Below are 12534 nucleotides of genomic sequence, written 5' to 3'. Positions count from 1 at the left end.
TTAAATACAATATTATAATTTTCAATATAAATTCAGGATAGGTGAATCAATGTTCGAGAAACCATATGACGAGAATGTTATTTTTTTTACTCGCATGCATTGGATAATATTTTTTTGGCCCGTTGTAAGTTTATGTGCGGCTTTGGCAATTGTCTCCTACGTTGAGGTGGACTTCATTAATAAAGTTGGATATGGCTTGGCTGCTTTAGCTCTACTATGGATTGGCATGACCTGGATGACCTATTATTTTTCTTCCCTTACTATCAAAAAAAACCATGTGATTATTCGCACGGGTGTGGTTGTAAGACAAACAATTGATATTCCAATAAGCAAGATTGAGGCAATTGACATCCGTCAATCGATTTTAGGCAGTATGTTAAGCTATGGAACGATGAGTATTACAGGGACTGGCGGCACACGACGCATCATTAATTTTTTACACAATCCTTTAACTTGCAGACGCTACATAGAACAATTACTGGGTGAGATTCGCAGTGATTAGCCTTGGTGGCGAGGGCCTCACAAAAATTGTGAGAGGGATTGGGCATTAAGAACTCTTTTTTTTAATGAAGTTATCAATATCCATAATCGAAAAGATCTTTGCCCTTTGGATGTGGTTTCTATGCACAGTGAAAAGTATAAAAGCCTAATTAGAAATAGCGCCGATATAATTTTAAATAAGTATCATCATTTTCTAATTCAAGAAGATATTTGTTAATTGTCTCAATGAGCGCTTCATTATTTTTATTAGCCATAATTCCATAACCGCTTCCCATGGGGTCCCCAACCGACCTCAATAGATCGCTGTTATTAGCAGTCCAATATTGAACGATGCCGCTATCAAGCAACACCGCATCGACTTTATTTTCATTGAGAGCTTGTAACACGTCCGCTAAAGTACCATACTCCTTGACTTGGACGGTATTACCAAATTGGGATTCAATCCAGGCTTTAAAAATAGTTCCTTTTTCTATTCCTACACTTCTTCCCTTAATATCACTAATCGCTTTAATTGAACTTGATACCTTGGTGGCATATTGCCCCCCGCCTATGAGATAAGGAAGACTGAAAAGAAACTCTTTTTCCCTATCCGGGGTAATCATGATTGCCCCTATGGCTAAGTCTACGTGATTGTTTCTTACTTCATCAAACAAATCATTGAAGTTAAAACTTTTGAAGCTACAGTCCAATTGCGCACGTTGGCAAATTTCTCTCATCAGATCAATTTCAAAGCCATAAAAATGAGGTTTATCTTTAGCCGGAATCTGAAAGGGTGGGCCTGAGTCTGTTGTACCAATAAGGATGGATTGCGCGAATAAATAAGAAGAGCATAACGAGTAAACTAGAAACAATAGCACACGCATAAGATTTCCTTATCCATTTTATTATTTATTCTAGACTATTTTTATTGCTTAATTACTTCACGGAGTATTTATCTTATTTGATATCTTATTAGGCTGGATATTAAATTTTAATACTATGAGAACCTGGTGCAGTTTTGACCGCTACCAGGCTTTCTTGAAGAATAGAATTAAATTTTTGCTAAAAGCTCTGTCCTGGTATGCTCATCAACAAAAGCAGCTTCAATAGCCATTCGCGTTATCGCATTCATAATCTTATCACTATAGCCGTAAGAAGTTTGCACCCGTTGATACTCCTGACCCAGGGTCGTGCTCATAAAAGGCGGATCATCTGAATTAATGCTGATCTTTATACCTGCTTCATAAAATTTGGGAAAAGGATGTTCTTCCATGTTCTTAAACAATCCGAGGAAGATATTGCTGGTAGGACAAATTTCCAAAGTAATATTTTTGTCTTGCAGCATCATCATAGTTTCCGGTGAGTAAATTGAATTTACTCCATGGCCTATGCGTTGAATAGGGAGGTTTTCCATTGCTTCGACCATTCCGCTTGCAGGCGCAAATTCGCCTGCATGCACAGTACATTGCAAACCGGCCTCGGCTGCAATTTGGTAGGCCCTGGTGAATAGTTTAGGAGGAAATTTTGCCTCATCACCACCTAAGCCAAATCCGGTGACGCAAGGAAACCTGTCTTTGTGGGTTTGTCGGGCCACACGCTCTACTGCCTCAATACCAAAATGACGAACTGCGGTGATTATTATTCGTCCTACTATATCGAACTGTTCTTTAGCATCATCAACAGCTTGCTGAATTGCTGCCAAATGTTCGGCAGAAGGAATTTTACTGGAGAGTTCAGCATGGTCGGGGGAATACATCATCTCTACATAAATCGCATTTTCCCCGGCACGAGCTCGTAAGTAATCTAAAGTGATATCATAATAATCTTGAGGATAGCGAATTAACGCTGCGAGGGTATCGTATACCTTTAGAAAATCGAGGAAATCTTTTGATAAATAACTTTCTCCATCAGGGGCGACAAGTCCCTCTGGAATTATTAACTTATTGCGTGCAGCCAGTTTTGCAGCTAATTCAGGAGTGATAGTTCCCTCTAAATGGACGTGTAACTCCGCTTTTTTCAAATTCATCATGCGCCTCTAGATTCTTTGGTAGTTAGAATAATGGTAACTTAGATAAAAAAGCGATAAAATACCTGGTTTAAATTAAAGTTATTTTGGATTGGTTATGAACTCAAACGATATAGATAAAGCTTATGTAAGTCCTTATGACAAATTTTTTTATGAATTTGATGCAACTCATAATAAATCCGCATCGCAAATAAAAGAAATTAATAAGCACAAACTTATTTCATTCATGCGTGATAATAAAGATTATAAGAATGAAAAAGGTGAAATTTGGGAAGAGTTTTAGTCTAAATTATATTCTACTCACCGGCTTCAGCTTAGGGATCCTCCGGTTTTGACAGGGAGCACAAACAAACTCAAAACCAGGGATCCTTCACCCTAAACTTCTCAAAAGCCCTCTACCAAGGATGTTGATTCTCTATCCCAGAAAAAAATGCAATAATTTATAGGCCAAAATTGTCAAGATAGAAGCAGCAGGCAAAGTCAAAACCCAAGACATAAAAATATTGCGAATTACAATTAAATTTAATGCACCGATACCGCGTGCCAAACCTACCCCAAGAACTGCCCCAACTAAAGTCTGGGTTGCAGAAACTGGGATACCTGTACTTGTTGCAACCACTACGGTTGTCGCGGCAGAAAGAGTCGCAGCAAAGGCGCGACTGGGTGTAAGTGCTGTAATGGCACTACCGACCGTTTCAATTACTTTTCTACCATACATGAGCAGTCCGGTTACTACGCCAAAACAACCGAGTAAAATAATCCAGGCGGGATAATCATTGGCAAAAACCTGATGTGAACTCATAATCAGACTGTGGATAATAGAAAGTGGTCCTACAGCCAATGCTACGTCATTGGAACCATGTGCGAAAGCCATGGCACAAGCAGTCATTGCCATGAGCACAGCAAAATATTTTTCAACTTGTATAAACCGTTCTCTACGACGTATTCTATGATGCTCTGGGATACGCTTAATAAAAATCATTCCAATAATCGTTATGATGATACTGGTTGCCAAGGTTACAGCCAGATTTTGTTTAAAATTCAGATGAATATGAAAATGATTAAGACCTTTGAACACGGTGATAAATGACAAAATAGAGCCAATAAGAAAAAGATAAATAGGGATGTATAATTTAGCTTTGGTTAAAGGATTGCTTTTAACAAAAATAGTTTGTTGGATGCTCGTAAATAAGATATATGCAGTAATTCCTGAAATCATGGGGGAGGTAACCCAACTTATAGCGATGCGGCTGACCTGATTCCAATGAATTGCCTGCGGTCCCAGAACGATGGTGCCAAATCCTACCATGGAGCCCACCAGAGCATTGGTTATAGATACTGGTACCCCAAGATAACTCGCAAGGTTCATCCAAATGGTACATGCCAATAAAACCCCTAACATGCCCTCGATAAGAACCAATGGTTGTCCTGAGAGTTCGTTGGAATTAATAATTCCATCACGCATTGTTTCGGTAACGCCTGTTCCGCCTAAAAATGCGCCAGCAAATTCAAAAATTATGGCAATCAACATGGCTTGTCTGACTGTAACTGCCTTTGAGCCCATAGTCGTGCTCATGACATTAGCCAGATCATTGGCGCCCACACCCCAAGTCATCATAAAACACAAAATGACCGCAACAAGAAGATATATGATTGAATAATCCATAGAATTTGACTACCGAGCTATTAGAATTTGAAGACGACTACCCACATGTTGGGCACCATCGGCTAAATCATCAATCCATTGGACCAATTTGTAGAGGAAAATTGCATCAATTGCAGACAAGTTTTTTTCGATTTCAAAAATTCGATGTCGAATATCTGCAAGACGCTCATCGCTGTCATGTTCAATCTCATAAAGGGTTAAAATCATTTCTTCAACAATTTTAACTTCAGAGCCCCTGAAACCAGTTTCCAGCAATTCATCTAACTCGTTTATTGCTTTGCACGCTTGTTTGGAAGCATCCAGGCAACGACTCAAAAAAGGCATAAATATAGGAATGAGTGTCTCTGGAATGATCATTTGTCTGCTGATGATCAATATTGCAATGTCTTCCGCTTTATTCGCGATAAAATCCTGAGCACTGAGAAGCTCAAGGAGATCTGTACGTGAAACAGGAAGAAAGAGTCCTGTCGGTAAATGGAGGCGTAAGTCGCGTTTGATTAAGTCCGCTTCCTTTTCGAGAGAGATTATCTTTTCTTTTATTTTATTGGCTGTTGTCCAATCTTTTTTGAGAACAGCTTCGAAAAATGGGTAGAGTTGTTTTGCACATTGATGTACTTTTCGCATGTGTTGTTCAATTGGTCTAATTGGTGAAGGACCAAACATATTAAATATGCTACCCATGATGTTTGCATCTCTTAAGCAAATTTTTGATGAAGTATACCCAAACTTTTTCAGGAACAAAACTATTGAATTACTATTCAGGAATTTTTTCTTTGTTTTTCAATGCTTAGAATAAAAATATTTTTTTATTTTGGCCATTGATTCGTTAATCATGGTCTACAATAGAAAATATCAGGGTTTACCCCAACAAAATTTTTCTTATTTGCAATCAGGGATGAAAACAGGAACAAGGAGTTCGGAATGAAGCGATTCTGGCTGATCGGTTTATTGTTGTTAACAAATAACGTCTTTTCACAAACGTTGATTACTAAAGTAATTGAACTGCATTATGTTCCAGCTGAGAAAGTGATCCAATTGATGCAACCCATGTTACAGCCCGAGGAAAAAATTAGCAGCTCCGGACAAACTTTAATGGTCCAGGTTACCCCGCAAACGTTGACCCAAATCCGCTCTTTACTGCACCAACTCGATGTACCTCCTGTCACCTTTAAAATTTCCATTTATCAGGGGGATCCGAATTGGCTTAGCAGCCAAAATGATAATTCAGTAACTTACAGCTCTCAATCTCCATCTGAAGTGAAACGGACTCAATCGGTAAAAGTAATGAATGGTGAATCTGCTTTTGTATCTACCGGGGAAGAAGTGCCAATTGTCACCGCAGTGGGTGCAGGATTTTTTACAGGGATTGCCTATGAACAACATCAAATCAAAAATGGATTGCTCGTAAAGCCCATTTTGCGTGGCGCAAAGGTAGAGTTAACAGTACGTCGAGTACGTGAACAACAAGATCCTGCGGGTGGTCAACAATTTGATAACCAAAATGTAGATACAACTTTAATGCTCCCTCTAAATAAGTGGGTTTCTTTGGGAAGTCCCGAAGGAACAGAGGATACTGATTCTTCATCGGTGTCTTATACGGCTGGAAGGCCATTCTCCCAGCAGGCAACGCTTTATGTAAAAGTTTCAGTTGAGAAGGATCTTTAAATAATCGAATAAAAAATATACAACTGGTGTATAATTAATATAGACCTATAATTAAATTAACCTTTTCGGGAGGGCTCATGGCAATTATAAGCTCATTGGCTAATCATTTGCTGATTGCAATGCCTTCCTTAAATGATCCTAATTTTGAACGCACCGTAATTTATATTTGTGAACATCACGAGCAAGGATCTGTAGGTTTAATTATCAATCGCCCCATGCAATTTCCTCTCTCTATTGTTTTTGAACAATTGCATATTGAGCCGGTGCGCTTAGAGCAAAGCAGAATGCCTTTAATGTTTGGGGGGCCAGTACAGCCTGAGCGGGGATTTGTGATTCATAAACAATTCGGGGAATGGCGCTCCAGTCTATTTCTGCAAGATGAGGTGACGGTAACCACATCCAATGATATTATTCGCGCCATTGCAGAAGATAAAGGACCTAAAGATGTTTTAATTACTTTAGGTTATGCGGGATGGGTAGAAAACCAATTGGAAAAAGAAATTCTTGAAAATACCTGGTTAGTTTGTCCTTATCGCTCAGAAATTCTGTATGAAGTCCCATTTGAAGATCGTTGGGACTATGCCGGATCTACTTTGGGAATTAAGATGAGTCAACTGAGTTCAAATGTCGGCCATGCCTAGTCCTGTTTATTTGGGTTTTGATTTTGGTTATAAACGTATTGGCGTGGCAGTAGGTCAGCAGCTGACGTGCAGCGCTTCCCCTTTGCCAACCTTAAGTGCCCGCGCAGGTGTTCCTGACTGGGGTGCTATTGCCAAGCTCATTGCTGAATGGTCACCTCAAGCATTAATAGTGGGTGTTCCTACATGTATTGATGGCCGTGAATTATATACAACCTCTGCTGCCCGACGCTTTGCCAAAGAATTGCGCAAGCGCTTTTCTTTGCCTGTTCATCTGGTTGATGAGCGGCTCTCGACCGTTTCAGCTAGAGAGCAATTATTTGCACAAGGTGGGTATCGTAAAATCAAACAAACTGAGGTAGATAGTATAGCGGCTTGTGTTATACTTGAGCAATGGCTGCAATACCCTGAATAATCTTTCTAAAGGGTCAGTTTCAAATAAGGGTTTTATGAATCATTTCTTAGAAATTAGTCAATTATCACGTAAAGAGATTGAATCCATACTGCAACGTGCGGTTTATTTCAAACACCATAATCATTATCCTTCGTATACTCAAAATACTGTTGCCAATTTGTTTTATGAAAACAGTACCCGAACCCGTGTGAGTTTTGAGTTGGCAGCCAAGCGTTTATCCATGCCGGTGATTAATCTGGACTTGCAAAATTCTTCCGAAACCAAAGGGGAGGTCATTGAAGATACAGTGCGTACGCTTGCTGCTATGGGAATCCAGTATTTTGTGATCCGCCATCGGGAAGAGGGTTTACAGCAACGTTTGGCAAATGAAGTTGGTGATGCAATCCAAATAATTAATGCGGGGGATGGCACTCACGCCCATCCGAGCCAGGCTCTACTGGACATGATGACCATCCTTGAGGAAAAGCCGCAATTAGATAAATTAAAAATAGCCATCCTGGGAAATATCAGGCATTCGCGGGTGGCCAATTCCTTTCAATGCATTTGTGCTCATTTAGGGGTAGGAGAGCTTGTATTGGTTGCACCTGAACTTTGGCAGCCAAAGACTGTGCATTATGGAAGGGTAACATCGAGTTTACGCGATGGATTAACTGATGCGGATGTAGTCATTTGTTTACGTGTACAGCATGAACGTTTATTAGAATCTGAACATCTGGATCTTGACTCCTACCGACGGGATTTTGCCTTAACGCAAGAAAGTTTAACTTATGCTAGACCTGATGTAATGGTGATGCATCCTGGGCCTATAAATCGAGGTGTCGAGATAGACAGTGATGTTGCAGATGGGGCAAACTCTTTCATACTGAAGCAAGTTACTCATGGTGTTTTTGCACGTATGGCAATTTTTGATGCTTTAATAAATCGAGGATAGTGTTCAGGAGCTCGCAAGGAAAGTGAAACTAAATAGGGAACATCCAGGATATGTTCATGAGTAATCGCTATCAGCAAGTATTCATTTTTATCTTGCTGAGTTTCTATTGCTTGCTTGTCTATTTCATTGTAAATCATTTGCAAAGGGTTGATTTTTCCTCTTTTTATATGTCATCTCAAGCGTTCTCTCAGGGAGAGAATCCTTATATAAATTTCTATACTACTTTTTTGCCTTCCGTAAAAATTTTACCTGCGAACTTAAACCCCCCTTTTGTTTTGTGGGGGTTTAATTTTTTGACCCGATTCAGCTATTCCCATGCCTTGCTTATCTGGTTGAGCATTTCTTTTATTTCAGGATTAATCGGTATTACCATTGCTTTTTACTATGCCTTTTCCCGGCAGTTTTTACAAAATCATTATGCCACCTTATATCTGCTTTATTTCGCATTTTTCCCAACATTAATGAGTCTGGCAACCCAGCAATTCGGCGGGATTTTATTGTTTTTAATTATGGTGGGCTATCACTTTTATTTGAAGCGCCACGATTATGTTGCAGGTATTTGCTGGGGTATTATTATTGCAATCAAATTATTTCCTGCATTGTTATTTTTTTATGTTTTAAAACAAAATCGTAAGCGTGTTTTTGCAACCATGTTGCTTACCTTTTGCATTGCTGTTTTTTTTCCCTTATTTCATCATGGCTCTGAAATTTATCAACACTATTTTAGAATGATGAGAGGCGTGTTTTGGTATGGGGATAACTGGAATGCCTCAGTTTATGGATTTATTTTTCGTTTATGTTTTGGGGGAGAAAAACTCCCTGATATGTGGTATTTAAAACTGGTTAATTTATTACAGAGCATTCTTTTTTTAATTTTGCTCTTTTGGTATTGGAGAAAAATGGGCACGGTCGAAAAAGGGCGTATTAATCATCAACCCTTTTGTTTCACTCTGGCCATGATGTTACTCTTGAGTCCTTTTGGGTGGCTTTATTATTTCCCTTTATTAATATTTCCCATGATATTGATTTGGTTTGCTGCCCTAAAAGAAAAGGGTAGCTCTCAAAAAACGGTGTTGATTTGGCTTATCAGTCTTTTTCTGCTCAATTTTCCTGTTGATTATGTCAATAGCCAATTAATGACTCATGTGCTGGTACGGGTCAGTTTCTATTCCACCTTTTTTTATGGTCTGGTGCTGCTCATTTATCTGTTAGGAAGAAAACAAAAAATATACGGAAACAATGAGATTCAATTTGATGGAACACTCCACTATTCCATTCCAGTAATCAGAATCATTTTTATATTCGGAGTGTTCGTGCCGGTAATTTATTACCTGGCCCGTATATTTAATTTGTTTTTTGGAATTACCCTCATTTCCCCTTGATGAAACAGAGCGAAGCTGTCGATAAACGCTTTCATCCCGGTGTGCGTAAAGTATGCCGGAACGATAAGGCTTGTTGTAAATGATCCAGACACACCTTGCTGCTTTCGTTGATGTCGGCAATAGTTCGGGCAACTTTCAATAACCGGTGATATCCGCGCGCAGACAGTTTAAATTGGAGCATAGCCTGGCGTAAAAAATTTTGCTCTTGAGTCCCTAATGCACAAAATTTTTCACAGTTATTTGCGCCTAAATTGGCGTTCAGGCAATTTTGCCGCTCGAGCTGGATGGTTCGCACTTTAATGACTTGTTCTCTTATCAATTCACTTTGTTTGGCAGGGTTCCTATTGGGGGCAATTAATTCCTCCTGATTGAGCGCCTGAATGGAAATATGCATATCAATGCGATCCAGCAATGGGGCGGAAATTTTGGCATGATATCGTTTGATGCGATCCGGACTGCACAGGCAGTTTGCTTGCGGATTACCCCATTGTCCACACGGACAGGGATTCATTGCGGCGACCAGCTGAAATTTCGCTGGGAATTCTATCTGGGCTGCGGCCCGGGAAATGCATATTGCCCCTTCCTCCAAGGGTTGCCTTAGCGTTTCTAGAACTTGCCTGTTGAATTCGGGTAATTCATCCAGAAACAAGACCCCATGATGAGCCAGCGATATTTCTCCTGGTTTTGGAGGATTTCCGCCGCCAACTAAAGAAACAGGTGAAGCCGTATGATGGGGGGCGCGAAAAGGAGGAATACGCCATTCATTAAAATCGGGTAACTTACCACGAATGGAATTAATGGCCACACATTCCAGGGCTTCACTTTCAGATAATGGGGGCAATAACGAATTAAAACGTTTGGCTAACATGGTTTTTCCGCTTCCTGGAGCACCACTGAGAAGAATACTGTGTCCGCCATGGGCGGCAATTTCCATTGCTTTTTTGGCGTGAAACTGCCCTTTGATATCCGACCAATCTTCTTCCTGGCGCAATAAACGGGATTCTGGCTTTGGCGGCAGCGAGTGTAATGAAGTACCCTGGCAAAGATAGCTGCATACTTCACGCAAATTGCGTGCACTGAAAATGTGTTCATATCCGGTTAAAGAGGCTTCATGGGCATTTGCACTGGCGATAATCAACAAGCTTTTATCTTTATTCGCTGCTAAAACTGCAGGGATAATAGAGGAGATACCTCGGAGTTCACCGCTTAAAGCAAGTTCCCCAATAAATTCATGGTGCGTTAATTGAATTTGGGGAATCTGGTTTGAAGCAGCCAGGATCCCCAGGGCAATTGGCAAATCAAAGCCACTTCCTGTTTTAGGTAAATCTGCAGGCCCCAAATTCACAGTAATTTTACGGCAGGGGAATTCAAATTGACTGTTGATGATCGCAGAACGAACGCGATCTTTACTTTCCTTCACTGCGGTTTCAGCAAGCCCTACTATAGTAAAACCCGGCAAACCATTTGACAGGTGAACTTCTACTGCCACGGGTTGTGCCAATATCCCAACAGTACTACGTGTTTTCGTAAACGCAAGATTCATTTCTTATTCCTGTGATGTTGGACAAACTGCACGACAAATTTCCTATTGCCGTTTGGGCTTATGCTGCAATTACTTTTGTTCTTTGTTAAGCTGGGCTACCAGAATATCGATTTGTTTTTGAAGGTGCTCTACTTTTTCTCGTGTGCGAGCAAGCACTTTGGTTTGCACATCAAATTCTTCACGAGTGATGAGATCCATATGAGCAAAAGCAGCTTGCAGCACCTCTTTAAATTTTTGTTGAATGTCTTTTTCAATATTCTGTAGACTTGAAGGAAGAGCAGCAAAAAGTTTTTTTGCCAGATCGTCAAATTGTTTGGGGTCGAACATAATCACTCCATGTTTGTTTTTGGAAAGAGTCTAACAAAAGTATAATCACAGCGGAATATATTATGAAAATGATTATGGCAATTATTAAGCCTTTTAAACTGGATGATGTGCATGAAGCTTTAATGGAAATAGGGGTTCCGGGAATAACTATTTCCGAGACCCGCGGCTTTGGCCGGCAAAAAGGCCACACAGAGTTATATCGAGGTGCTGAATATGTGGTGGATTTCCTCCCCAAAATTAAAATCGAATTAGCCTTGCCTGATAACATGGTGGAGCCGGCAATTGAAGCGATTTGCAGATCTGCATACACGGGTAAAATCGGTGATGGCAAAATTTTTGTTTATGAGTTACAGCAAGTAGTTCGAGTGCGTACCGGAGAAATCAATGCGGATGCTTTAACCTAAGCTAATATCCGCCATACCAATAAATGGCACGTTGCGTAATTACTGCGTTGAGCTGCACATCCCAAGGCTCGGGTTCAAGATGATCTACGCGTTGGAATTGGTAGGCTACCCCAAACAGGCAATTTCCCCTTCCTTTAAATGTACGGTCGTAATATCCAGCTCCCATGCCCAGGCGATTACATCGTACATCAAAAGCCACTAAGGGAACTAAGGTTAAATCCAGTTCTTGAACGGGAATGGATAAATCTGGACTTACAGCAGGTTCAGCGATTCCAAAACGATTTTTGTGAAAAGGGGTATCAGTCGTTGCCGGTAAAAAAGAAAGGGTAAAATCTTCCTCATTAAGGACAGGAAAATAACATGTTTTTCCCTGGGAGAGCGCATTTTTCCAAAGTTCATTCAAATCAATTTCGCCATTCACGGCAAAATAAAGTGCAATCTGTTTGGCATTGCGATATTCATCCAATAAACGGATACGATCGCATATTTGAGTGGACGCTGTGGCACGATACGAAACAGATATCTTGGATCTTATTTGTTTCATTGTATCTCTTAAAGCCTGTTTGACTTGATCGCTCATAGAGGTATCAGTGTTTTATTCTCCTTAAATTATCGATTCTTTATTGTAAAAATTCAAGGTATTGAAATGCTCTAAAAAATTTGTCACTCTGAAATCACCGAGAAGTTATAATTTTTTTTGAGAAAAAACTAGGCAAGGAACTAAAAATAAGGTATATAAGCCGTCCTGGTTTTTATGTCCTTTGAGAGTAGATTCCAGATACAGTATAACTCATTGAGAGAATGGTATGAGTGATTTATTTGAAGATGATGAAGATGCTGTTGTTGAAGTCGGGGAAGACTTCGTTGATGTCGATAGTGAGTTAGATGTTGAGGCTGAGGTTATGGAAACCATTCCTCGGGGGCTGGATGCACGCAGACGCTTGGAAAACATGTTGGATGAAAAACGTTTACGTGATGAACTTGACGATTTTGGGGATTATTAACAGGCCTCGTCAATAAACACTCGTAGTGGATTCTACTGACGAAAATTACAGGT

At 40.1% G+C, this 12534-nt stretch carries 16 protein-coding genes; 9 read left to right on the top strand and 7 right to left on the bottom strand.

The features are described 5' to 3' along the window. Window positions 1-49: 49 nt before the first annotated feature. Window positions 50-502 carry a PH domain-containing protein gene (locus KYQ_RS12880; protein WP_010654675.1) on the top strand — a complete coding sequence of 151 codons (453 nt, stop codon included), beginning with the start codon at window positions 50-52 and terminating at the stop codon, window positions 500-502. A 148-nt stretch (window positions 503-650) separates the two neighbouring features. Here KYQ_RS12880 and KYQ_RS12875 read toward each other — a convergent pair whose 3' ends face one another. Both KYQ_RS12875 and KYQ_RS12870 read right to left on the bottom strand, forming a co-directional pair. After that, entirely contained in the window at window positions 651-1364 is a 714-nt protein-coding gene (locus KYQ_RS12875; RefSeq protein WP_010654674.1) for a transporter substrate-binding domain-containing protein, read from the bottom strand. Between the two features lie 167 nt (window positions 1365-1531). Beyond that, window positions 1532-2506: an adenosine deaminase gene (locus tag KYQ_RS12870; protein WP_010654673.1), complete on the bottom strand. Its 975-nt coding sequence runs from the start codon at window positions 2504-2506 to the stop codon at window positions 1532-1534. Between the two features lie 97 nt (window positions 2507-2603). Between KYQ_RS12870 and KYQ_RS12865 the strand changes: the two genes are divergently transcribed. After that, a complete protein-coding gene (locus KYQ_RS12865) occupies window positions 2604-2789 on the top strand; it encodes a CBU_0585 family protein (protein ID WP_010654672.1) in 186 nt (61 codons plus the stop codon). Between the two features lie 132 nt (window positions 2790-2921). Here the strand turns inward: KYQ_RS12865 and KYQ_RS12860 are convergent, their stop codons facing one another. Beyond that, window positions 2922-4172, bottom strand: coding sequence for an inorganic phosphate transporter (locus KYQ_RS12860; RefSeq protein WP_010654671.1), 1251 nt, complete (start codon window positions 4170-4172; stop codon window positions 2922-2924). A gap of 9 nt (window positions 4173-4181) precedes the next feature. Next, window positions 4182-4853 (bottom strand): TIGR00153 family protein, encoded by a 672-nt coding sequence (locus tag KYQ_RS12855; RefSeq protein WP_035718358.1) that lies wholly within the window; start codon window positions 4851-4853, stop codon window positions 4182-4184. Window positions 4854-5093: 240 nt separating this feature from the next. On the opposite strand from KYQ_RS12855, the gene KYQ_RS12850 reads away from it, so the two are divergent. The 5 genes from KYQ_RS12850 (at window position 5094) to KYQ_RS12830 (ending at window position 9203) form a co-directional block, all read left to right on the top strand. Then, entirely contained in the window at window positions 5094-5837 is a 744-nt protein-coding gene (locus KYQ_RS12850) for a type II/III secretion system protein (RefSeq protein ID WP_019350157.1), read from the top strand. Between the two features lie 77 nt (window positions 5838-5914). Next, on the top strand, window positions 5915-6478 hold the full coding sequence (locus tag KYQ_RS12845) for a YqgE/AlgH family protein (RefSeq protein WP_010654668.1): 564 nt from the start codon (window positions 5915-5917) through the stop codon (window positions 6476-6478). Beyond that, on the top strand, window positions 6471-6890 hold the full coding sequence (ruvX, locus tag KYQ_RS12840; RefSeq protein ID WP_019350156.1) for a Holliday junction resolvase RuvX: 420 nt from the start codon (window positions 6471-6473) through the stop codon (window positions 6888-6890). The genes KYQ_RS12845 and ruvX overlap by 8 nt, the downstream gene beginning before the upstream one ends. A 34-nt stretch (window positions 6891-6924) precedes the next feature. Then, the gene (locus tag KYQ_RS12835; protein WP_010654666.1) at window positions 6925-7821 is read left to right on the top strand and encodes an aspartate carbamoyltransferase catalytic subunit; all 897 of its coding nucleotides are present in this window, start codon (window positions 6925-6927) and stop codon (window positions 7819-7821) included. 56 nt (window positions 7822-7877) lie between these two features. Then, entirely contained in the window at window positions 7878-9203 is a 1326-nt protein-coding gene (locus KYQ_RS12830; protein ID WP_010654664.1) for a glycosyltransferase family 87 protein, read from the top strand. 31 nt (window positions 9204-9234) lie between these two features. On the opposite strand, the gene KYQ_RS12825 is transcribed toward KYQ_RS12830, so the two are convergent. Both KYQ_RS12825 and ubiK read right to left on the bottom strand, forming a co-directional pair. Continuing rightward, entirely contained in the window at window positions 9235-10746 is a 1512-nt protein-coding gene (locus KYQ_RS12825) for a YifB family Mg chelatase-like AAA ATPase (RefSeq protein WP_019350155.1), read from the bottom strand. Between the two features lie 69 nt (window positions 10747-10815). Further along, window positions 10816-11073 (bottom strand): ubiquinone biosynthesis accessory factor UbiK, encoded by a 258-nt coding sequence (gene ubiK, locus KYQ_RS12820; protein WP_010654662.1) that lies wholly within the window; start codon window positions 11071-11073, stop codon window positions 10816-10818. A 62-nt stretch (window positions 11074-11135) separates the two neighbouring features. On the opposite strand from ubiK, the gene KYQ_RS12815 reads away from it, so the two are divergent. Then, entirely contained in the window at window positions 11136-11477 is a 342-nt protein-coding gene (locus KYQ_RS12815) for a P-II family nitrogen regulator (RefSeq protein ID WP_010654661.1), read from the top strand. A 1-nt stretch (window position 11478) separates the two neighbouring features. Here KYQ_RS12815 and KYQ_RS12810 read toward each other — a convergent pair whose 3' ends face one another. After that, the gene (locus KYQ_RS12810) at window positions 11479-12057 is read right to left on the bottom strand and encodes a 5-formyltetrahydrofolate cyclo-ligase (RefSeq protein WP_010654660.1); all 579 of its coding nucleotides are present in this window, start codon (window positions 12055-12057) and stop codon (window positions 11479-11481) included. Window positions 12058-12283: 226 nt separating this feature from the next. On the opposite strand from KYQ_RS12810, the gene KYQ_RS12805 reads away from it, so the two are divergent. After that, window positions 12284-12481 carry a PA3496 family putative envelope integrity protein gene (locus KYQ_RS12805; protein ID WP_010654659.1) on the top strand — a complete coding sequence of 66 codons (198 nt, stop codon included), beginning with the start codon at window positions 12284-12286 and terminating at the stop codon, window positions 12479-12481. Window positions 12482-12534: the final 53 nt, after the last annotated feature.

This window comes from Fluoribacter dumoffii NY 23 (genome assembly GCF_000236165.1).
Taxonomy (GTDB): Bacteria; Pseudomonadota; Gammaproteobacteria; order Legionellales; family Legionellaceae; genus Legionella; species Legionella dumoffii.
This window is presented reverse-complemented; position numbering and strand designations above follow the sequence as displayed.

Coding starts and splice junctions, on each gene's coding strand:
- KYQ_RS12845 (WP_010654668.1), top strand. CDS start 5,915: ATGGCAATTATAAGCTCATTGGCTAATCATTTGCTGATTGCAATGCCT.
- KYQ_RS12810 (WP_010654660.1), bottom strand. CDS start 12,057: ATGAGCGATCAAGTCAAACAGGCTTTAAGAGATACAATGAAACAAATA.
- KYQ_RS12835 (WP_010654666.1), top strand. CDS start 6,925: ATGAATCATTTCTTAGAAATTAGTCAATTATCACGTAAAGAGATTGAA.
- KYQ_RS12830 (WP_010654664.1), top strand. CDS start 7,878: ATGAGTAATCGCTATCAGCAAGTATTCATTTTTATCTTGCTGAGTTTC.
- ruvX (WP_019350156.1), top strand. CDS start 6,471: ATGCCTAGTCCTGTTTATTTGGGTTTTGATTTTGGTTATAAACGTATT.
- KYQ_RS12850 (WP_019350157.1), top strand. CDS start 5,094: ATGAAGCGATTCTGGCTGATCGGTTTATTGTTGTTAACAAATAACGTC.
- KYQ_RS12870 (WP_010654673.1), bottom strand. CDS start 2,506: ATGAATTTGAAAAAAGCGGAGTTACACGTCCATTTAGAGGGAACTATC.
- ubiK (WP_010654662.1), bottom strand. CDS start 11,073: ATGTTCGACCCCAAACAATTTGACGATCTGGCAAAAAAACTTTTTGCT.
- KYQ_RS12825 (WP_019350155.1), bottom strand. CDS start 10,746: ATGAATCTTGCGTTTACGAAAACACGTAGTACTGTTGGGATATTGGCA.
- KYQ_RS12805 (WP_010654659.1), top strand. CDS start 12,284: ATGAGTGATTTATTTGAAGATGATGAAGATGCTGTTGTTGAAGTCGGG.
- KYQ_RS12855 (WP_035718358.1), bottom strand. CDS start 4,853: ATGGGTAGCATATTTAATATGTTTGGTCCTTCACCAATTAGACCAATT.
- KYQ_RS12880 (WP_010654675.1), top strand. CDS start 50: ATGTTCGAGAAACCATATGACGAGAATGTTATTTTTTTTACTCGCATG.
- KYQ_RS12865 (WP_010654672.1), top strand. CDS start 2,604: ATGAACTCAAACGATATAGATAAAGCTTATGTAAGTCCTTATGACAAA.
- KYQ_RS12860 (WP_010654671.1), bottom strand. CDS start 4,172: ATGGATTATTCAATCATATATCTTCTTGTTGCGGTCATTTTGTGTTTT.
- KYQ_RS12875 (WP_010654674.1), bottom strand. CDS start 1,364: ATGCGTGTGCTATTGTTTCTAGTTTACTCGTTATGCTCTTCTTATTTA.
- KYQ_RS12815 (WP_010654661.1), top strand. CDS start 11,136: ATGAAAATGATTATGGCAATTATTAAGCCTTTTAAACTGGATGATGTG.